General features: G+C 72.9%; 21 protein-coding genes and 1 pseudogene. 14 read left to right on the top strand and 8 right to left on the bottom strand.

Going from position 1 to position 19,566, the window contains the following annotated elements; translation table 11 throughout:
- The first annotated feature begins 99 nt into the window (after positions 1-99).
- Positions 100-1,338, top strand: a complete 1,239-nt coding sequence (gene mshC / locus RBH18_RS35895) for a cysteine--1-D-myo-inosityl 2-amino-2-deoxy-alpha-D-glucopyranoside ligase (protein ID WP_306214950.1) — start codon at positions 100-102, stop codon at positions 1,336-1,338.
- A 292-nt stretch (positions 1,339-1,630) separates the two neighbouring features.
- On the opposite strand, the gene RBH18_RS35890 is transcribed toward mshC, so the two are convergent.
- Positions 1,631-2,422: a GntR family transcriptional regulator gene (locus RBH18_RS35890; RefSeq protein WP_306214949.1), complete on the bottom strand. Its 792-nt coding sequence runs from the start codon at positions 2,420-2,422 to the stop codon at positions 1,631-1,633.
- A gap of 113 nt (positions 2,423-2,535) precedes the next feature.
- Here RBH18_RS35890 and RBH18_RS35885 point away from each other — a divergent pair, with 113 nt between their 5' ends.
- The gene (locus tag RBH18_RS35885) at positions 2,536-2,742 is read left to right on the top strand and encodes a hypothetical protein (RefSeq protein ID WP_306214948.1); all 207 of its coding nucleotides are present in this window, start codon (positions 2,536-2,538) and stop codon (positions 2,740-2,742) included.
- Positions 2,743-2,877: 135 nt separating this feature from the next.
- Positions 2,878-3,231, top strand: a complete 354-nt coding sequence (locus RBH18_RS35880) for a hypothetical protein (protein ID WP_306214951.1) — start codon at positions 2,878-2,880, stop codon at positions 3,229-3,231.
- Positions 3,232-3,243: 12 nt separating this feature from the next.
- Here RBH18_RS35880 and RBH18_RS35875 read toward each other — a convergent pair.
- Positions 3,244-4,194 (bottom strand): annotated as a pseudogene (locus RBH18_RS35875) (TetR/AcrR family transcriptional regulator C-terminal domain-containing protein); the annotation flags it as partial.
- Positions 4,195-4,215: 21 nt separating this feature from the next.
- On the opposite strand from RBH18_RS35875, the gene RBH18_RS35870 reads away from it, so the two are divergent.
- Both RBH18_RS35870 and RBH18_RS35865 read left to right on the top strand, forming a co-directional pair.
- The gene (locus tag RBH18_RS35870; protein ID WP_306214947.1) at positions 4,216-4,980 is read left to right on the top strand and encodes an ABC transporter ATP-binding protein; all 765 of its coding nucleotides are present in this window, start codon (positions 4,216-4,218) and stop codon (positions 4,978-4,980) included.
- Complete coding sequence (locus RBH18_RS35865) at positions 4,977-6,200, top strand: FtsX-like permease family protein (protein ID WP_306214946.1); 1,224 nt, start codon at positions 4,977-4,979, stop codon at positions 6,198-6,200. Before RBH18_RS35870 ends, RBH18_RS35865 begins: the two co-directional genes overlap by 4 nt.
- Before the next feature lie 93 nt (positions 6,201-6,293).
- Here the strand turns inward: RBH18_RS35865 and RBH18_RS35860 are convergent, their stop codons facing one another.
- Positions 6,294-7,163 carry a PAC2 family protein gene (locus RBH18_RS35860; RefSeq protein ID WP_306214945.1) on the bottom strand — a complete coding sequence of 290 codons (870 nt, stop codon included), beginning with the start codon at positions 7,161-7,163 and terminating at the stop codon, positions 6,294-6,296.
- A gap of 187 nt (positions 7,164-7,350) precedes the next feature.
- Here RBH18_RS35860 and RBH18_RS35855 point away from each other — a divergent pair, with 187 nt between their 5' ends.
- Positions 7,351-7,554, top strand: a complete 204-nt coding sequence (locus RBH18_RS35855) for a helix-turn-helix transcriptional regulator (RefSeq protein ID WP_306214944.1) — start codon at positions 7,351-7,353, stop codon at positions 7,552-7,554.
- Here the strand turns inward: RBH18_RS35855 and RBH18_RS35850 are convergent.
- Entirely contained in the window at positions 7,524-8,054 is a 531-nt protein-coding gene (locus tag RBH18_RS35850) for a pyridoxamine 5'-phosphate oxidase family protein (protein WP_306214943.1), read from the bottom strand. The genes RBH18_RS35855 and RBH18_RS35850 overlap by 31 nt on opposite strands.
- Positions 8,051-8,599, bottom strand: coding sequence for a hypoxanthine phosphoribosyltransferase (gene hpt, locus RBH18_RS35845; protein ID WP_306214942.1), 549 nt, complete (start codon positions 8,597-8,599; stop codon positions 8,051-8,053). Before hpt ends, RBH18_RS35850 begins: the two co-directional genes overlap by 4 nt.
- A gap of 238 nt (positions 8,600-8,837) precedes the next feature.
- Here hpt and RBH18_RS35840 point away from each other — a divergent pair, with 238 nt between their 5' ends.
- The 6 genes from RBH18_RS35840 to RBH18_RS35815 all read left to right on the top strand — a co-directional run bounded on the left by RBH18_RS35840 (position 8,838) and on the right by RBH18_RS35815 (position 12,815).
- On the top strand, positions 8,838-9,503 hold the full coding sequence (locus RBH18_RS35840; protein ID WP_306214941.1) for a hypothetical protein: 666 nt from the start codon (positions 8,838-8,840) through the stop codon (positions 9,501-9,503).
- 76 nt (positions 9,504-9,579) lie between these two features.
- On the top strand, positions 9,580-10,527 hold the full coding sequence (locus RBH18_RS35835; RefSeq protein WP_306214940.1) for a CDP-alcohol phosphatidyltransferase family protein: 948 nt from the start codon (positions 9,580-9,582) through the stop codon (positions 10,525-10,527).
- Positions 10,528-10,707: 180 nt separating this feature from the next.
- Complete coding sequence (locus RBH18_RS35830; protein ID WP_306214939.1) at positions 10,708-11,253, top strand: hypothetical protein; 546 nt, start codon at positions 10,708-10,710, stop codon at positions 11,251-11,253.
- A 71-nt stretch (positions 11,254-11,324) separates the two neighbouring features.
- Positions 11,325-11,666 (top strand): ArsR/SmtB family transcription factor, encoded by a 342-nt coding sequence (locus RBH18_RS35825; RefSeq protein WP_306214938.1) that lies wholly within the window; start codon positions 11,325-11,327, stop codon positions 11,664-11,666.
- The gene (locus tag RBH18_RS35820; protein ID WP_306214937.1) at positions 11,663-12,100 is read left to right on the top strand and encodes an SRPBCC family protein; all 438 of its coding nucleotides are present in this window, start codon (positions 11,663-11,665) and stop codon (positions 12,098-12,100) included. Before RBH18_RS35825 ends, RBH18_RS35820 begins: the two co-directional genes overlap by 4 nt.
- A gap of 79 nt (positions 12,101-12,179) precedes the next feature.
- Positions 12,180-12,815 (top strand): dihydrofolate reductase family protein, encoded by a 636-nt coding sequence (locus tag RBH18_RS35815; protein WP_306214936.1) that lies wholly within the window; start codon positions 12,180-12,182, stop codon positions 12,813-12,815.
- On the opposite strand, the gene RBH18_RS35810 is transcribed toward RBH18_RS35815, so the two are convergent.
- A complete protein-coding gene (locus RBH18_RS35810) occupies positions 12,767-13,489 on the bottom strand; it encodes a YqjF family protein (protein WP_306214935.1) in 723 nt (240 codons plus the stop codon). The two genes, RBH18_RS35815 and RBH18_RS35810, sit on opposite strands and share 49 nt — an antisense overlap.
- Positions 13,490-13,552: 63 nt before the next feature.
- Here RBH18_RS35810 and RBH18_RS35805 point away from each other — a divergent pair, with 63 nt between their 5' ends.
- Positions 13,553-14,284, top strand: a complete 732-nt coding sequence (locus RBH18_RS35805) for a neutral zinc metallopeptidase (protein ID WP_306214934.1) — start codon at positions 13,553-13,555, stop codon at positions 14,282-14,284.
- A 98-nt stretch (positions 14,285-14,382) separates the two neighbouring features.
- Complete coding sequence (locus tag RBH18_RS35800; protein WP_306214933.1) at positions 14,383-15,030, top strand: HAD family hydrolase; 648 nt, start codon at positions 14,383-14,385, stop codon at positions 15,028-15,030.
- Positions 15,031-15,951: 921 nt separating this feature from the next.
- Here RBH18_RS35800 and RBH18_RS35795 read toward each other — a convergent pair.
- Together RBH18_RS35795 and RBH18_RS35790 are read right to left on the bottom strand one after the other, a co-directional pair.
- Entirely contained in the window at positions 15,952-18,489 is a 2,538-nt protein-coding gene (locus RBH18_RS35795) for an ABC transporter permease (protein ID WP_306214932.1), read from the bottom strand.
- Entirely contained in the window at positions 18,489-19,253 is a 765-nt protein-coding gene (locus RBH18_RS35790; protein ID WP_306214931.1) for an ABC transporter ATP-binding protein, read from the bottom strand. Before RBH18_RS35790 ends, RBH18_RS35795 begins: the two co-directional genes overlap by 1 nt.
- Between the last annotated feature and the right edge of the window lie 313 nt (positions 19,254-19,566).

Below are 19,566 nucleotides of genomic sequence, written 5' to 3'. Positions count from 1 at the left end.
TTTGCGGTCTGCGGCTTCGTCGACGTCGTGCGGCTCGCGGGCTGAGGCTTTACTCACGTCGTCCGGCTCAGGTGCGGCGGGCTGGATAGGCTTCTGCGCATGGATGCTTGGACCGGGCACGAGGTGCCGTCGCTGCCGGGCCGCGGGGCCCTGCCGGAGCTGTTCGACTCGGCCCGCCGCGAGGTCGCCCCGACCGCTCCGGGCGAGACCGCGACGATGTACGTGTGCGGCATCACGCCGTACGACGCGACGCACCTCGGGCACGCCGCCACGATGATCACCTTCGACCTGGTCCAGCGGCTGTGGCGGGACGCCGGCGTCCCCGTGACCTATGTGCAGAACGTCACGGACATCGACGACCCCCTGCTCGAGCGCGCCAATCGTGACGGCGAGGACTGGATCGTGCTCGCCATGCGCGAGACCGCCCTGTTCCGCGAGGACATGGAGGCGCTGCGCATGATCCCGCCGGCGCACTACGTCGGCGCGGTCGAGTCGATCCCGCGCATCGCCGGCCACGTCCGCGAGCTGATGGCGGACGGCGCGGCCTACGCGCTGGAGGACGGCACCGGCGACGTCTACTTCGACCTCGCCGCGGCGCCGCGCTTCGGCTACGAGTCCAACCTCTCCCGCGAGGAGATGCTCGTCCTGTCCGCCGAGCGCGGCGGCGACCCCGAGCGCCCGGGCAAGCGCGACCCCCTCGACCCGCTCCTGTGGCGCGGCGCCCGCGACGGCGAGCCCGCGTGGGACGGCGGCGACCTCGGCCCCGGCCGCCCCGGCTGGCACATCGAGTGCGCCACCATCGCCCTCGGCCTGCTCGGCACCACCATCGACGTCCAGGGCGGCGGCAGCGACCTGCTCTTCCCGCACCACGAGTGCTCCGCCGCCCACGCCGAGCGCCTCACCGGCGACGCGCCGTTCGCGAGCCACTACGTCCACGCGGGCATGATCGGCCTCGACGGCGAGAAGATGTCGAAGTCCAAGGGCAACCTGGTCTTCGTCTCCCGCCTCCGCGGCGACGGCGTCGACCCGATGGCCGTGCGCCTCGGCCTCATGTCCGGCCACTACCGCACCGACCGCTCCTGGACCGACGACGTCCTCAAGGAGGGCGAGAAGCGCCTCGCCCGCTGGCGCGCGGCCGCCGCGGCGCCGGCCGGCCCGTCGGGCGAGGGCTTGCTCGCCGCCGTCCGCGAGGCACTGGGCCACGACCTCGACACCCCGGCCGCGCTGGCCCTGGTCGACGCCTGGGCCGACGCCGCCACCGCCGGCGCGGGCGACGACGCGGCCGCCCCCGCCCTGATGGCGAAGACGGTCGACGCCCTGCTCGGCGTGCGCCTCTGAGGCTGAGCCCTTCCACGGTCCCGCGCGAGCCGCGCTCGCGGGCCGGGTTCGCTCACCACGTGCGGGCCGGGCTCGCTCACCACGTGCGGGCTAGCTTGCCTGTCGTGCGGGCCGGGCTTGCCTGTCGTGCGTGAGCCAGGGTCTTCGTGTCGCGCGGCCGGGAGTGCTCGCCGCGGGCGCGACTGAGCTTGCTCCACCGTCGCTACCCACCGCGCGCGGGCGCGGGCCGGGGCGCGGCGCGCGGGGACCCGGATTGTGCGTCCGGCGTGGGCCGGGCGGTGGAGCCGGTCTGTCAGGCGAGGCTCAGGCCGGGGTCCGGGTCGGGGTCGGGCGTGGGCGCCGGGATGCGGTACTCCTCGGTGAGTGTCGTCATCGGGCCCGGCCAGGTGGCCTGGGCGACCTCGATCGGCTTGCGGGTCTCGTCGAAGGCGACGTGGAGCAGGTGCAGCACCGGCGTGTCCGGGCGGATCTGCAGGATCTCCGCCTCCTCGCGGCTCGGCTGGCGGGCGCTGATCGTGTCGGTCGCCGAGGCGTAGCGGCGGCCGATCGCCTCCTCGGCCTCCTGGTAGAGGGGGCGGCCGTAGGCCTCGAGGCGTTCGAGCGAGGTGCCGGAGGCGTCCGTCACGCGGAACCACGAGGCGCCGACCTCGACGGTGGCGTCGTCGGTGCGGACGATGTGCCGGCGGACCAGGAGTTCGGTGCCGTCGCGGACCCCGAAGGCGTCGGCGACCTCGGCCGGGGCGGGCTCGCGGCCGACCGCGGTCAGGCGCTGGCTGTAGCGGGCGGCCAGGTCGGCGTGGTAGCCGCGGTGCACGCCGTAGCGGCCGCGGGAGAGCCGGTTGAGCCGGCGGCGGGTGCCGCGGACGTACGTGCCGGAGCCCGGCTTGGTGATCAGGATGCCCTCGACCCGAAGCTGGTCCACGGCGCGCTGAACGGTCTGCTTCGCCACGCCGAACATCTCCGCCATGGCCGGGATCGACGGCAGGCGCTCACCGGGCTGCCAGTCGCCGCGGCGGACCCGCTCCTTGAGCTGGTTCGAGATCTGCCGGTGGGGGAACTCCGCGGCGCCGGGGTTGATCGTCATGCCGCGACCTCCTTCACACTAGGTTCCTAGGATGCGCCAAAGGGTGTGCCGAGGTCGAGTGACACGCCGAATATCGATCGACCAACGGGGCGCCGAGCGGGCAGGATCGGGGCATGCTGAGGCTGGACGTCGCGCACGCGGAGCTCCTGAGGCCGGTCTACCGGAGTCACCTGTCGACCAGGATGATCGACCGGCTGGCCGCCGTCGCCGGGCGCCCGCGGGACCCCGCCCTCTGCCGGGGCCGCCGGCGGGACGGGTGGCCCGGAGCGCTGCGCCGGCGGGTCCCCGCGCAGCGAGCACCCTGGCCGCGGCGCCCCTGAGCACCGGCCCTCGAGAAGTGGCCCGGCGTACCTGGCAAACCGGCCCTCGAGAAGGGGCCCGGGGTTCGTGGGAAACCAGCCTTGGGAAGTGGCCCCGGCGTTCGGGGGAAACCGGGGCCGCTAGGCTCTGCGGCCATGGAAGCTCTCCGGTTGATCTTGCTCTACCTTCACCTGATCGGGTTCGCGCTGCTGCTCGGCGGCGGGATCGCGCAGTTCGTCACCGGCAAGCTGCGGATCAATCAGGCCATGCTGTGGGGCTCGATCATCCAGGTCGTCACCGGCCTCGGGCTCGCGGCGCCCCTGCGCGGCGGCGGCGACAACGAGCCCGACCCGGCCAAGCTCGCCGTCAAGGGCGTGATCGGCGTCCTGATCTTCATCATGGTGTTCATCCCGTGGCGCAAGAAGCGGGAGAACGTCGCCCGCGGTCACTTCATCGGCATCATCGCCCTCACGCTGATCAACGCCGCGGTCGCCGTCTTCTGGCGCTAGCCGGGCCAGCCCGTCCAGCAGGCGGTCCAGTCCGAAGCCGAAGAGCACGTCGAGGTCGAACTCCGCGCCCGGCCGGGTGAGATAGTCCGCCATCAGCGGCAGGCCGGCCCCGGCCAGCGCCGCCGTGAAGCGCTCGTGCTGGGTGAGCATCCACTGGTGGTCGGTGAGGCCGGTGTCGTGCCGGGCCTGGGCTTCCGCGCCGAGGCTGACCGCGGTGCCGCGTACGTGATTGGCGATCATGACCGCCGCCCGGAACCGGGTGTCGGGGTCGAGCCCCGCCAGGGCCCGCATCGTGTACTCGGTGTGGGCCATCGCGTGCCGCGCGGGCAGCGGCCGGGTGAAGGAGACTGCCTCGGCGAGCCACCGGTGCCGCCGGTACATGGCCCACTGCAGCCGGGCCCCCGCCGCCACGCACGCCCGCCAGCCGTCCCGCGCCGGGGTGAGCGGGGGCGGCGGGTTCGCGGCGAAGACGCGTTCCATCATGAGCAGCAGCAGCTCTTCCTTGTCGGCGACGTGCCGGTAGAGCGACATCGTCGGCAGCCCCGCCTCGGTGGCGACGCGCCGCATCGACAGCCCGGCCAGGCCCTCCGCGTCGGCGACCCGGATCGCCGTGTCGATGACGTCCTGCCGGGCCGCGGGCCTGCGGGCGCGGGGTGCGGGGGCGACGGGGAGCACCACGGTGCCGACGCCGGGCACCGCGCGGACCAGTCCCTGCTCGCGCAGCCACGCCAGCGTCTTGGTCGCGGTGGCCATGGCGACGCCGTGCTGCGCGACGATGTCCCTGGTGGACGGCACGCGGTCGCCCGGGCGCAGCGTCCCGGCCGCGATCCGGGCGGCGATCTCGTCGGCGATGCGCCGGTAGGCGGACACTCTCGACCTCCGGTGTACTAGTGCACTGAGGCTAGCAAAGGGGTGCTGGCACCACTGCCTCCTCCACTGTGGGCTTCGTACGGTGTACAGCATCGACACGAGGGGGACAGAGCGATGACCGACGCCGTACGGGTGGAGGAGCTGTACCAGACCTATGCCGGCCGGGGCACCGGGGCCGCCGTGACCGCGCTCGACGGGGTGACCGCCGCCTTCGCCGCGGGCACGTTCACCGCGGTCATGGGGCCGTCGGGATCCGGCAAGTCCACGCTGCTGCGCTGTGCCGCGGGGCTGGACGTGCCGGCGGCCGGGCGGGTGTTCCTGGCCGGCACCGAGATCACCACCGCCAACGACACCGTACGCACGAAGCTCCGCCGCCGCCGCGCGGGCTTCGTGTTCCAGGACTACAACCTGTTGCCGGCGCTGACCGTGGCCCAGAACATCGAGCTGCCCCTCAGGCTGGCCCGGCGCCGCCCCGACCGCGCCCTGCTCCGGGACACGGCGGAGCAGCTGGGGCTCACGGACCGGCTGGACGACCTGCCCGAGCGGCTCTCCGGCGGGCAACGGCAGCGGGTGGCGATCGCCCGGGCGCTCGTGGCGGGGCCGGACGTGATCTTCGCCGACGAGCCGACCGGCGCCCTCGACTTGCGCAGTGCCCGGGACGTGCTGGGGCTGCTGCGGGCGACGGTGCGGGACTTCGGCCGTACGGTCGTGATGGTCACCCACGACCCGGTGGCGGCCGCCGCGTCGGACGCCGTGGTGTTCCTGGCGGACGGCCGGCTGGCCGGCGAGCTGCGGGCGCCCACCGCGGACGCCGTCGCCGCCCGGCTCACGCATCTGGGCGACGCCGTCCGCGGCCGGGCGCTGGAGGTCGTGGCATGATCACCGTCGCCTGGCGAGGCGTCCGGCACCGGCCGGGCCGGTTCGTCGCCACGTTCCTGTCCGCCCTGCTGGGGGCGACGCTGCTCACCGCCTTCGCGGCGCTGCTGGACACCGCCCAGGGCGCGGATGCGGCCAGCGCGGAGTCATTGGTTACGACGGCGTCGGTCGCGGGCGGCTGGTGCCTGGTGATCGTCGTCTTCGCAGTCACGGCGACCATGAGTCTGTCGGTACGGCAGCGGGCGGAGGAGGTCGCGCTGCTGCGCCGCACCGGCGCCACCCGGGGGCAGGTCCGCCGCATGGTCGTCGGCGAGGCGGTGCTCGTGGCGCTGGTCGCGGCGGCCGTCGCGGTGCCGTTCGGGCTGCTGCTCGGGCGCCTGCTGCTCGCGCTGCTGCACGGCACGGGACAGGTGGCCGAGCCGGTGGGGTACGTGTTCGGGCCGATCGCGCTCGGCGCCGGCTTCGGCGTGACGCTCCTGGGGTCGTCGATCGCGGCGGTCGCGGCGGAGCGGCGTACCCGGGAAGGGGTGTCGAAAGAGCGGCCCCGCGCCCGGCGGATCGCTGCCGGGGTGTTTCTGGCGGCGGGCGTGAGCTGTGGTGTGGTGACCGCCACCGTGATGCGGGGCAAGGGCATCGACGCGATGCAGACCGCGGGGCAGGCGGGCATCTGGGCGTCGATCGGCCTCGCCCTGCTCGCCCCGGAGGTGCTGCGCAGGAGGCGGGTGCCGGCGGCTGCTGTGCTGCCCGTGACGCTGTTCAGCGGCATCGCCACGGGCACGGTGATCATGCAGGAGACCGAGGACCGGGCGGCGGCGGGGACGATCGTGCCGGACTACGCCGCGGACGTGCAGACGCTCAACTACACCGTGGTGGGCATGATCACGCTGTTCCTCGCCGTGATGCTGGTGAACACGCTGATCGCGGCGACCGCGGGCCGGCGGCGCGAGTTCGCGCAGCTGCGGCTGGCGGGGGCAACGCGCGGTCAGGTGACGGCACGGGTGGCCGCCGAGGGGGCGGTGGCGACGATCACGGGCGTGACAGCCGGGTCGGTCGCGGCGCTGTGCACGATCGTGCCGTTCGCCCTCGCGCGTACGGGCGTGGTGTGGCCGCAGCCGTCGCCCTGGCCCTCCCTGCTGATCGCCGGGGTGGCCGTGACCCTGACCGGCGCGGCGCTGCTGGGCACCACCCGGCGGATGATCCGCGGGCCGGTGCCCGCGCTGTGAACGCCTCCGTGACGGCCGGCCCCCGCCGGGCCCGGCCGTCACGAACGCCTGTTTCACGATGGCCGAGCCGCCGGGCCCGGCCGTCGCGAAGGCTTACCAGGAGCCGGCGGTCGGGCCGGCCGAGCCGCCCCGGCGGCGCAGGTACTTCTCGAACTCGCTGGCGATCTCGTCGCCGGTGAGCGGGGTGATGCCCTCGTCGCCGACGCGTTCCTCCAGCTCCCGCACGTACTCGCCGAGCTCCGCGTCCTGCTCGGCGGCCGCGCGCACGCGCTTCTCCCACTCGTCGGACTCCTCGGCCAGGTCGGCCAGGGGCACGGGCAGGTCGAGCACGTCCTCCAGGCGGCTGAGCAGGGCCAGCGTCGCCTTGGGGCAGGGCGGGTTGTTCGCGTAGTGCGGGACGTGCACCCAGAACGACAGCGCCTCCAGGTCGGCGTGGTTCGCCGCCTCCTGCAGGACGCCGACGATGCCGGTCGGTCCCTCGTAGCGGGTGAGCGCCAGTTTGTACTTCTCCGCCAGCCCCTCCTTGCTTGCGCTGCCGCTGATCGGCAGGGGCCGCGTGTAGGGAACGTCCGCGAGCAGCGCCCCGAGCAGGATGACGCGGTCCACCTCCAGGCTGTGGCAGACCTCGAGGATCTGCTCGCAGAAGGTGCGCCACTTCATGCTCGGCTCGATGCCCCGGATCAGGACGACGTCACGCTCGGTGCCGGGCGGGCTGGCCACGCTGAACCGGGTGGTGGGCCACTCGATCTTGCGCGTCTCGCCGTCGGCCATGGTCGTGGTCGGCCTGCTGACCTGGAAGTCGTAGAACTCCTCCGGGTCGATGGTGGTGATCTCGCGGGCCTGCCACACCTGCTCGAGGTGCTCCACCGCGGCCGTCGACGCGTCGGCGGCGTCGTTCCACCCTTCGAAGGCGGCGATCGCCACGGGGGAGCGCAGCAGGGGTAGGCCGTCGAACTCTGTCACGGTGCCAACCTTTCGTACCTCGATACTCCGCCAGCCTACGTGCCGCGATCGGATCCCACCGCGCGGCCGCGCCGCGCCTCCCCGGATGCCGGCGAAGGTGAAACGGGCGATTTGCCTACGCTTCCGGTCGAACGGTACGACTGGCGATAGTCGGCTGACCACAGCGAGTTTGGAAGCATCGTTGCGTATGGGAAAGTTCCTGATGGGTGCGCGGGAGATCGAGGAGCGGCTCGGTGTGAGCCGTCAGCGGGTCCAGCAGCTCGTCACGGGCACCGACTTTCCCGAGCCGTACGACGAGCTGGCCATGGGCAAGGTCTGGCGCAAGACGGACGTCGAGGCGTGGATCGTCCGGTTCCGCCCTCAGGACCTGCTGGGCGAGGAGGAGCTCTGAGCCCAGAACTGCCGCGGAGCGAACCCGTCGCGGCGCAGCCAGTGCTCGGTGTAGACGACGCGCTCGGCGGGGATTAACACCAGTGGGCCGAGCGGCGGCTCGTCCAGCGACCGGGAGCGCTCGACGTGGTCGGACTGCCAGCGCACGGCCGGCCAGTGCTCCTCGAAGGCCGCCTCGCCCGGCTCGACGACCCGGGCCCGGCCGAAGACCTGCGCGCCCCGGCTGCTGGCCTGCCCGACCAGCGGCGCGAAGACGCCCACCGACACCCGGGGGTCGGCGGCGATGTTGCGCAGCTTCGGCGTGCCCGCCGCGGCGGTGAACATCAGCGTGAACCCGAGGTGGAAGTAGCGCACGGGCGTGGCGAGCGGCCCGGCCGGCCCGGCGGTGGCGAGCACGCACATGTTCTGCGAGCTGAGCAGGTTGAGGATGCGCTCCTCGAGCCGCTCGCGCGGCAGCCGGCCGGTGGGCGAGGGCCCGGCGAGCCAGGGGTTCGTCGTCACGTGACGGCGCTCGGGGCGAGGATGGCGGCGCAGCGCAGGTTGCGGTAACGGGCGCGGTAGTCGAGGCCGTAGCCGACGATCAGGCCGGGCGGGACCTCGAAGCCGACGTAGGCCGGGACGTCGAAGGCCGGGCTGTCGGGCTTGCGGAGCAGGGCGCACACCGCGAGCGAGGCCGGGCGGCGGGTGCGCAGGTTGCCGAGCAGCCAGGACATGGTCAGGCCGGTGTCGACGACGGTCTCGACGACGAGGACGTGGCGGCCCTCGATGTCGAGGTCGAGGTCCTTGAGCAGGCGCACCGAGCCGGAGCTGCGCTTGCTGGTCGTGTACGAGCGCAGTGCCATCCAGCCGATCTCGACCTGCGTGTCCAGGGCGCGGGCAAGGTCGACGGTGAAGGTGGCGGCGCCGCCGAGGACGCCGATGAGCACGATGTCGCGGCCCTCGTAGTCCTTGGCGATCTCGCGGGCCAGCTCGCCGACCCGGGCGAGGATCTGCTCCTCGGTCAGCAGCACCCTGGCCAGGTCGTCCGCGACGTGCTCGGCGTCCACGCGTGCCCCCGTCCCGGCCGTTTGCGCGCCGGTTTGCGGTTGTGGGAGAAATCGTCTTCGGGTTGTGCGAGAGATCGTCTCCGCGGTGGGGAGACATCATCTTTGCGGTTGGGAGACATCGTCCGCCGCATCCTGACACGGCGGGCGGGGCGAGCCAACCGCCGCCGTCCCACGCACGGGGGACGGCCGATGTGCCGATCGGCCGGACACCGGGCGTCCCAGCAGCCACACTGCCAGGATGGGCCGGAGCTCGATCGCCCTGTACGTGATCATGGTCACCGTTCCGGCTGTCGTGGCCCTGCTGTGGCGGCTGGGCCCCGCGCGGCGCCGGGCGGCGGGCGTGGAGCGGCGACTCGCCTGGGTGCTGTCGGCGTCGGGGCTGGCCGTCACCCCGGTGGCGCACGGCCACGGTGCGGTGCGGGCGGCCGACGGCACGTGGCGCTACTCACGCAGTCTGCTGCTGCGCGACGTACCCCTGGCGTGGCCGGAGCTCTCGGCGGCGCAGGAGGCCTTCTGGACGCGGGCCGGGCTGCGGGTCCGGCGCGGCGAGGCGGCGCCCGGCCTGGAGGCCTTCGACACCCAGGGGTACGTGCTCAGGCTCGCCCCGGCGCCGGGATTCTTCGGTGACGCGATCCTCGAGGCGGCCTCCCCGCCCCTGGCGACGCTCGGCTTCCTCGGGGGAGTGGGCGCGGTGGCGGCACCGGCCGCGCTGAGCGTCGCCGCGCTCTACCTGACTGACAGCGACGGTACGGCGACAGCCCTGCTCGCCGGCCTGCGCGCGGGCGTGGCCGCCGGGCTGGCCTCGGGGCTGTTGTGCCTGCTCAACAGGGCGCATCGGGCGACCGGCCGGGGGCTCGTGGCGGCCGCCCTCCCGGTGCTCGCCGTTCTCCTCGTGTTCACCTGATCTAGGGGCTTGCGCGGACTCGTACGATTCGTGTCGTCTTCTATTCACGAAATGCTCACCTGGGTGGAGTTGGGGCATGGCTGAACGGTTCACGCTGAGCGAGATCCGCACTCGCACGTACAAGGAGCGCGACGCGTGGTGGACCGTGCTGCTGGTCGATCCGCTCGCCGCCCGGCTGGTGCGGCTCGTCGCCCCGCTGCGCTGGGTCACGCCCAACCTGGTGACCACGGGCGCCTTCGTGCTCGGCGTGATCGCGGCGTGGTTCTTCGCCCTCGGCGACTACAAGTGGCTGGTCGCCGGCGCGGTCGTCTTCCACTTCAGCTTCGTGCTGGACTGCATGGACGGCAAGATCGCCCGGCTCAAGGGCAACGGCTCGCTCTTCGGCGCCTGGTTCGACTACGTCTTCGACCGGCTGCGCGTCGTGGTCTGCGCGGTGGCGCTCATGGTCGGGCAGTACGCGAAGACCGACAACGTCGCGTACCTGTGGCTCGCGGGCGTGGTCATCTTCCTCGACATGTTCCGCTACCTGAACGCCCTGCAGATGGGCAAGGTCAAGGGCGACATGCGGCGCCGGATCGAGGCCGCGCGGCTCGAGGCCGGCATCGCGCCCGAGCCGGCTCCCGCCGACGACACCACGGTCGTCAGCGCCGCGGAGGCCGAGTTCCGGCAGCGGCACGGCACCTTCGCGAAGCTGCGCGAGGCCCTCGTCCGGCGGCGCATCCGGGCGCACCTGTTCAGCGGCATCGAGTTCCAGATGTTCGTCTTCATCGTCGCGCCGCTCACCTCGCTGGTCCTGCCGGTGACGATCCTCGCCTCGGCGCTGCTGCTGGCGTTCGAGCTGCTGCTGATCTACAAGCTCTACTCGGCGACGCAGAACTACTACCGCGAGCTGGCCAAGATCCCGGCTCCCGTGGCGGCCGGGGTGCCCGCGCCCGTCGCGGACCTGGACGACGAGGACGCCGTCGTCGACGTGGTGGACGAGGACGACACCGTCGTGCTGTCGCAGGTGCCCGCGGCGCGCTGAGTTCCCTCGCGCCCGCCGTCCCCGGTCCGCGCCGGTCTCGCGGCTTGCGGCGGCGTCGGCTTCGCGGCTTGCGGGGCCGCCGGCTTTCCGGCCCGAGGCTCTCCGGGCCCGGTGCGCGGCGTTTCCGGCCCGTCGCCCGTTCTCGGGTGGCGGGCCGGACATTTCACGCATAATGGCGGAGTGGAGGATCACCCGCTCGAGGTCGGCGAGGACGCGACGACGTTCTTCCAGCCCCGTGGCATGGTCTTCGTGACCATGCTCTGGGTGATCGCGCTCGTCTGGCTGTGGTGCGTGGCGGTCTATCTGGGCGTACGGGCGGCGCTGGGCACGTACCCGTCGGCTGCCGACATCCCCTGGATCGCCGAGCTGCTGCTCATCGCGCCCGTGGTGACGGCGAGCCTGGTGCTGCTGGTTGCCTGGAACAGGCTCGGCTGGCTCAAGAGCTCGGTCCTCGGCATCGACTTCGGCGCCACCGGGCGGCACGGCGTGCACATGCCCTGGTCGGCGATCGCGTCGGTCGGGCTGCGCCGCTGGGGGCCCTTCACCGAGCTGGTCATCACGCCCGCCGGCCTCGACGCCGTCACGGAGCTGCCCGGCCCCGGGCGCAAGCCGCGGATGCTGCACCGGGCGGGCCACCCCGCCTTCGTGGTCGACGTCGGGCTGATGTCCCCGGGCCCGGACGTCCTGCTGGCGGAGCTGCACCGCCGCATTCCCTCGCGAGTGTGACCGTCCTTGACGCCGCCGCCCGGCATCCCTATGTTTAACGCGTCCGTTAATTAACCGAGGTGTTAAACATAGTGGCCACCGATCGGCTGAGCCTGATCTTCGCGGCGCTCGCCGACCCGACCCGCCGGGCCATCCTCGCTCGGCTCGCCGAGGGCGAGGCGACCGTGTCAGAGCTGGCGGAGCCGTTCGCGATCAGCCTGCCCGCGATCTCCCGGCACCTGAAGGTCCTGGAGCACGCCGGGCTGATCAGCCGCAGCCGCTCCGCGCAGTGGCGCTCGAGCCGCCTCGAGGCGGAGCCGCTGCGCGAGGCGACCGAGTGGATGGACCGCTACCGCCGCTTCTGGGACGAGAGCTTCCGGCGGCTCGACGCCCATCTGCGCCGCCTGCAGGAAACCGACGAGGAGACTTCATGAGCGACACGGATCTGGTTCTCACCCGGATCTTCGACGCGCCGCGCCCGCTGGTCTACCGGGCCTTCGTGGATCCCGACCAGCTCGCCCAGTGGTTCGGCCCGGTCGGCTGGTCCGTGCCCCGCGACACCGTCACCATCGACGCGCGGGCCGGCGGCGCGCAGCGCTTCACGATGGTCAGCGACGACGATCCCACGCAGCAGTCGCCCGTCGACGCCACCTTCGTCGAGGTGGTCGAGAACGAGCTGCTGGTCGGGGAGACGGCCGCCGAGGGCGAGCGGGCGGCGATGCGGTTGCGCGTCGAGTTCCACGACGAGCCCGGCGGGCGTACGCGGATCGTGCTCACCCAGGGCCCGTACCCGCCGGAGTGGTCCGGGCCCGCCCGGCAGGGCTGGGAAAGCAGCTTCACCAAGCTCGACAGCCTCCTGGCCCGCTGATTCACCAAGCTCGGCATCCTCTTCGTCCGGTGTTTCACCCAGGCCCGACATCCTCTTGGCCCGCTAAGGAGCTCGTGACATGGCGAAAGTGATCTCCACCCTGTTCGTCTCGGCCGATGGCGTGGCCGAGATCGACCCCGACTGGCACTTCCCCTACTTCGACGAGAACATGGGCCGCGCGGTCACCGAGGACTACGCGACTGCCGACACGCTGCTGATCGGCCGGGTGACGTACGACAGCTTCGCCGGCGCCTGGCCCGAACGCGAGGCCGCGGGCGGCGACGACGCGCCCTTCGCCAAGCAGCTCGGCGACCTGCGCAAGGTCGTCGTCTCCCGGCAGCCGCTCGAGTTCGCCTGGCGCGGCTCCGAGCTGCTGCGCGGCGACCTGGTCGAGGCGGTGACGGCGCTCAAGGCGGAGACCGGCGGCATCCTCGTGCCCGGCTCGATCTCGGTGGTGCAGCAGCTGCTGGCCGCCGGGCTGCTCGACGAGCTGAGGCTGCTCGTGCACCCCGTCGCCGCCCGCAAGGGACGCAAGCTCTTCGACGAGGGTGACGCGCCCTACCACCTGACGGTGACCGCGACCGAGGTGTTCCCGACCGGCGTCATCCGGGTGATCTACGCCCCGGGTGCGGCGCCCGCCCCGGCCGGCTACGACGACATCCAGGATCACGTGCCGGAGGGCGCTCCGAAGACGACGGGAACCCCGGGGGAGTAGAGCACGCTGTCGGGCGGCCGGACCGGCGCGGGCAGGCCGGCCGCCTCGACGAGCCCGTCGCGCAGATCGACCAGCTCGGCCCGGTGCAACGGCCACCGGGGATGCTCGTTCGGCAGGTGCACGGTCCGGCCCCACGCGCGCGTGTGCAGGCCCCAGCGCGCGGTGAGGAAGTGCTCCAGGGCGGACGGGTCGGGCAGGGGCGCTCCGACGCGTACCGAAAAATCGGACGACGGCCCGGACGGGCGCCGCCGGCAGGTGTAGCGGACGACATCGCCGTCCCTGCGCACCCGCATGCGCGACCATTTGTACGGCAGCCGCAGCGCCGCCTGCGCGCCCAGCACCGGGATCAGCCGCTCGGCGTCCAGCGACCGGAAGACGACCGCGCGCCGGCCCTGCCCGTCCGCGCTGTAGAGCCGGACGTTCGTCTCGCAGAACGTGCCCAGCCAGGGCAGCCCCGGCCCGCGCAGCAGCCCGAGGCCGACCATGCGAAAACCGATCAGCCCCACGTACGTCACCCCGCCGAGCGTGTCGGGCACGGTGCCCGCGGGCAGCAGCGGCGCGACCGTCTCCGGTGGCACCGCCCAGTGCAGGAACGCCAGATCGTGCCAGCTCTGCACCAGCCACGGCCGGCGCACGGGCCGCACTGTCTCCGGGAAAACGTCCTCGACTCGCATCGCTGATCAAACTACGCCTTCCGTATCGTGGAAGTCCCCCGTCACCGGCCCGGAGGACATCCCATGCCGCACCGTCGCCGCCTCGTCCCGGTGGCCCTGGCCGCCGCGGTCGTCACCGCTCTCGGCTGCGTCGCCGCGCCCGAGTCGGACCCCGCGGCCGAGCGCCCCCGCGCCGCGCCGGACGCCACCGCCACCACCACCCTGGACCCCGACGTCGACGGCACGGACACGGTCGAGGAGTTCGAGTCCGACGTCAACGACGCCCGCGAGATCGCCGAGGTCTACTGGGACGCCGAGTTCCAGCGCTCGAGCCTGCGCTTCGAGCCGATCGCGGAGCTGATCCCCTACGACACGGAGGGCGAGGTGGACTGCGGCGGGCAGGGGCTCGGCCTCAACAACGCGGCCTACTGCTCGGCCGGCGACTTCATCGCCTACGACTCCGACTGGGCGTTCCAGGCCTTCCGGCAGATCGGCGACGCCTTCATCTTCTACCTGCTCGGCCACGAGTACGCCCACGCCATCCAGCGCCGCCTGCGCATCCAGAAACAGTTCACGATCGAGCAGGAGCTGCAGGCCGACTGCATGGCCGGCGCCTACATCGGCGACATGGAGAAGCAGGGCCGCCTGAAGCTGGAGGACGGCGACCTGTCGGAGCTCGCCGCGGGCCTGGAGGCGGTCGGCGACGATCCGGGCCAGCCCTGGTTCGCCGAGGGGGCGCACGGGACGGCGAGGCAGCGCACGCAGGCCTTCAGCAACGGATACAACGACTCGCTGGAGCCGTGCAACCTGAGTTGAGCCCGGTCACACCCGGCGGCGTGTCGGCGCCGGGCGGGGGACAATGGGGTGACCTACGACGCGGGAGGCACACCCTGACCACATCACATCCGGCCGCGGTGCTCTTCGACATGGACGGCACCCTGGTCGACAGCGAGAAGGTCTGGGACGTGGCCCTGCACGAGCTGGCCGCCCGCGCCGGCGGCACGCTGTCCCCGGCCGCCCGGCAGGCCATGGTCGGCAGCAGCATGCGCGTCTCCATGCAGATCCTGCGCGACGACCTGGGCCAGCCCGACCGCGACGAGGCCGTCGACGTCGCCTGGATCGAGGGCCGCGTCGAGGAGCTCTTCGCCGCCGGCCTCGTCTGGCGCCCCGGCGCCATGGAGCTGCTGGCCGCCGTCCGCGCCGCCGGCCTGCCCACCGCCCTGGTCACCTCCACCGGCCGCCGCCTCGTCGAGGTCGCCCTCGGCACCCTCGGCCGCGACAACTTCAACGCCGTCGTCTGCGGCGACGAGGTCTCCGCCCCCAAGCCCGACCCCGCCCCCTACCGCCGCGCCGCCGACCTGCTCGGCGTCCCGATCGACCAGTGCGTCGCCATCGAGGACTCCCCGACCGGCATGGCCAGCGCCCTCGCCTCGGGCGCCCGCGTGATCGCGGTGCCGGCCGAGCTGGAGCTCCCGCCGACCGACGGGGTGCACCTGCGGGAGTCCCTGACCGGCGTGGACGTGGCGTTCCTGAGCTCCCTCTTCACCGAGGTCACCGCCTGACCCCCGCCGCCGCGCCACCGCGCCGCCGCGTCCCGCCGCCCGCTGCGCCGCTACGTAACGGGATGCCCGCTGCGCCGCTACGCAACGGGATGCCCGCTGCGCCGCCACGCAAGGGGATGCCCGCTGCGCCGCCACGTAACGGCGTCCCGCCGCCGCTAGGAGATGGCGTTCCGCCGCCGCGCAACCGCTCCCCGCTCCGCCGCGGCACGTAACGGCGTTTGGGATGCGGCCGTGTTGCGCTCCCGCAGCACGCCGCCGCTAGGTAACGACGTTTCGCGCCGCCGCAACGCCGTTTCGCCGCCGCGCAACGCTTGCCCTGGCGTGTGCGGGCACCGAGCGGAAGTCGCGCCTCCGCTCCGCATGCCCCTGTGTGTCGCGCCATCGGTCTGGTGACCGCTTGCGCCGCGCCGTCGGCGTAGTGACCGCTTGAGCTGCGGCGCCGGCCGTCGCTTGGGGTCACCCTCTACCGGCGCCCGCGGCCACCTGTTCTCCAGGCGCGTCTTCTTCGTGCGCGTCGCCGAGCGTTCGGCCGCGTCACCGCCTGAGCGTACGTCCGGCGCCGCCTGGGCCCGCCCCAGGGCGCTGCCTGCGCTCGCCGTCGCCTGAACTGCCCGCCCGCGCGCATCGGCTGCCGCGCCATCGTCCGCGTGCACAGGCTTTCGCGCATCGTCAAGCGCACGCGGGCTCCCGCGCACAGGCTCTCGCGCAACGTCACGTGCAGGCAGGCTCGCGGGCTTCGGCCGGCGCGCACCGGCACGCGCGCACCGGCAGGCGCGCACAGGCTCTCGCGCTACGTCACGTGCAGGCAGGCTCGCGGGCATCGGCTGGCGCGCACAGGCTTGCGCGGACCGGCTCGGGCGGACCGGCTTGCGCGGACCGGCCGGCCGCAGGTCCCGCTTGCGGCCGGCCGGGTGCCCGGGGTCAGTCGTGGGCGATGGCGCCCAGGACGTTGAGGCGGGCGGCGCGGATGGCCGGGAGCACCGCCGCGACCACGCCGACCAGGGCGGCGAGCAGGAGGTAGGTGCCCATTCGGGCCCATGGCAGCACCAGTTCGGTGACGCCGTCGCTCTCCAGGGCGCGGGTGACCGCCGTGCCCAGGCCGGCGCCCACGACGACGCCGAGGAGGGCGCCGAAGACGCTGATCACGACCGCCTCGACGGTGATCATGCGCATGGTCTGGGCGCGGCCGAGGCCGACGGCGCGGAGGAGGCCCAGTTCGCGGGTGCGTTCGAGGACGGACAGGGCCAGGGTGTTCACCACGCCCAGCACCGCGATGAGGATGGCCAGGGCGAGCAGGATCTGGATCATCGTGATGAGCGTGTCGAAGATCGAGGCCTGCTGGTCGATGAAGGCGGCGGCGTCGGAGGCGGAGACCTCGGGGCTGTCCGCCAGCAGGGCCTTCACGGCCGGAAGCACGCTGGAGACCGCGACGCCGTCGTCCAGCTTCACGAAGCCGGCGACCGGCTGCGGGATGCCGAGCTCCGCGATCGCCGCGGCGGGCAGGATGATGCTGCCGGGCAGGGCGTCCTCCGGGAACACCGTCGCGACCGTGTAGTCCCGGGGCGCGCCCCGCGCGGTCTGCACGGTGACCTTACTGCCGGTCTGCCAGCCCTTCTCGGTGGCGGTGTCCTGGCTCACGGCGATCTGGCTCGCGCCCAGCGGGGCCATGGACCGCCCGAAGGTGGTCGCGAGCTGCGGCAGGTCGTCCGTGGCGGTGACATAGTCGCGGGTGCCGTTGACGAGGACCTGGTCGTCGTAGAGGGCGGCTGCCGCCCGTACGCCGGGAATGTCGCGGGCCCGGGCCACGACGGCCGGGTCGTAGGTCGGCGGGCGCGGGCCGGTCTGATCGCCGTTGATGACGATCTCGGCCTGCAGCACCCGGTTGATCTCCGTCTCGAGGCTGGCCTGGGCGGAGCGCATGACCACGGTGACGCCGGTGACCAGCGCGATGCCGACCATGAGCGCGGCTGCCGTGATCGCGGTGCGGCGCGGGTTGCGGCCCGAGTTGAGCCGGCCGAGGCGCCCCGGCAGCGACCACGAGAACAGGCGGCCGAGCAGGGCCACGACGGGCTTGCTGATCAGCGGGGTGAGCAGCGCCACGCCGATGAACGTGACCAGCACGCCGCCGAGGATCAGATAGAGATCGGCGCCGCCCGCGTCGGCGAACAGTCCCGTGCCCAGGGCTGCCGCGCCGGCCGCCGTGACGATGCCGCCCGCCACGGTGATCCGGGTCAGCGGACGGTCGGGCGTGGCGACCTCCTGCATCGCGGCGACCGGGGGGATCCGGGCGGCGCGCAGGGCGGGCAGCAGGGCGGCGACCACGGTCACCAGGATGCCGATGGTGAACGCCGAGATCACCGCGGACAGCGGCAGGCCCGCCGACGCGAGCTCCAGGCCGCCGCCCCCGAACTGGCTGAACAGATAGCCCAGGCCGGCGCCCACCCCGTACCCGGCGGCGAGGCCGAGGATCGCGGCGAGCAGGCCGATGACGACGGCTTCGAGCAGCACCGAGCCGATCATCTGCGGGCGGCTCGCGCCCAGCGCCCGCATGAGGGCCAGCTCCCGGGTGCGCTGCGCGACCACGATCGAGAACGTGTTGAGGATCAGGAAGATCCCCACGAACAGCGCCACGGCCGAGAACCCGAGCAGGATCTGCCCGAAGAACGCCAGCCCGTCCTTCAGCTCCGCGGCGTTGTCCTCCGCGAGCTGCTGACCGGTCTTGACCTCGTAGCCGGTGCCGAGGGCGGCGCCGACCCGGTCACGCAACTCGGTGGCCGACACCCCGTCGGCGGCCTGGATGCGCACGGAGCTGTAGACGCCGGTACGGCCGAGCATGAGCTGCTGCGCGACCGGCTCGGTGAAGGCGACCTCCTGCACGCCACCGAGGCTGTCCCGGTTGCCGGAGTAGCCCCACACGCCGACCAGCGTGAACTCCTTCTTGGGCTGGAGGGTGAGCACCCCCACCCGGTCGCCGACCTTGATGCCGGCGGCCTCGGCGACCGTGGCGTTGACGGCGATCTCGTTCGGCGCGGCGGGGCCCCGGCCCTCGCGGAGCTGCACGAGCTCGTCCTCGCCGGTCCACGCCACGCCCATCCGGGGCGGGCCGGTGGACGTCAGCACCTTGCCGTCGGAGCCGATGACCCGGGCGCCGTCGGCTTCGGCGAGGCCGGTTGCCGTACGTACGCCGGGAACGTCTTTGATCGTGGCGAGGGCCGAAGCGGGCAGCGGCGTGTCGACCTGCTCACCCTCCATCTCGGAGACCGCGATCGTGGGCTTCGCGCTGACGCCGACGTCGGTGGTCTCGTAGGCGTCGGCGAAGAGCGCGTCGAACGTGCGGTTGAGGCTGTCGGTCAGCACGAACGACCCGGCGACGAACATCACCCCCAGGACAACTGCCAACCCGGAGAGTACGAGCCGGAGCTTGCGTGCGAGCAGACTCTTGAGCGTGGCGCGGAACATCAGAGCATCACCGGCTCGCCGTAAGTGTCCAGCCGCTTCATCGTGTCGAGCACGGTGTCCGCGGTCGGCTCGTGCAGCTCGTCGACGATCTGACCGTCGGCGAGGAAGACGACCCGGTCGGCATAGCTCGCCGCGACCGGGTCGTGCGTGACCATCACGATCGTCTGGTGGTGCTCGCGCACGCTGGCCCGCAAGAACGACAGCACCTCGGCGCCGGACCGCGAGTCGAGGTTGCCGGTCGGCTCGTCGGCGAAGATCACGTCGGGCCGCCCGATCAGCGCCCGCGCGCACGCCACCCGCTGCTGCTGGCCGCCGGAGAGCTGGGCCGGCCGGTGCGACAGCCGGTCCCGCAGACCCACGGTGTCGATCACCACGTCCCACCACTGCGGATCGGGCTTGCGGCCGGCGATGTCGAGCGGCAGCCGGATGTTCTCGGCGGCGCTGAGCGTCGGCAACAGGTTGAACTGCTGGAAGATGAACCCGATCCGGTCGCGCCGCAGCCGGGTGAGCGCCTTGTCGCCGAGCCCGCTCACCGCGGTGCCGCCGACGTGGACCGTGCCCTTGTCGACCCTGTCGAGCCCGGCCAGGCAGTGCATGAGCGTCGACTTGCCGCTGCCGGACGGGCCCATGATCGCCGTGAATCTCCCGCGGGCGAACTCCACGCTCACCCCGCGCAACGCGACGACCCGTGCCTCGCCGGTGCCGTAGACCTTCCAGACCTCGTCGGCGCGCGCGGCAAGGGGTTCTGTGGTGGTCGCTGTCATCGTCTCTCTCCCGCTCTGTCGGCTTCTCGCGGCTCAGTCTGTCGGCGGAAGCGGTTCCGGACGTCCGCCCCGTGGCGTACACGAACGCGGAGATTTCGCTGGGGGAGCCACCTAGGCGGGCTCAGGGATGTCCCCGATAGCTTGACACGACGTCGTCGTGACGTCAAAGTGGTGTCATGAACTTGATGCCGTACGTGGAATCGCTGCGAGCCGACCTCGCGGCCGCCGCCGCACCGGGTGGCCCCGCGGTCACCGAGGCCGCGGCGCTCCTCGGCGGCGCCCTCGAGCCGTCGGTGCGGCTCGCCCTGCTGGA

This window comes from Actinoplanes oryzae, from assembly GCF_030757795.1.
Classification (GTDB): domain Bacteria; phylum Actinomycetota; class Actinomycetes; order Mycobacteriales; family Micromonosporaceae; genus Actinoplanes.
This window is presented reverse-complemented; position numbering and strand designations above follow the sequence as displayed.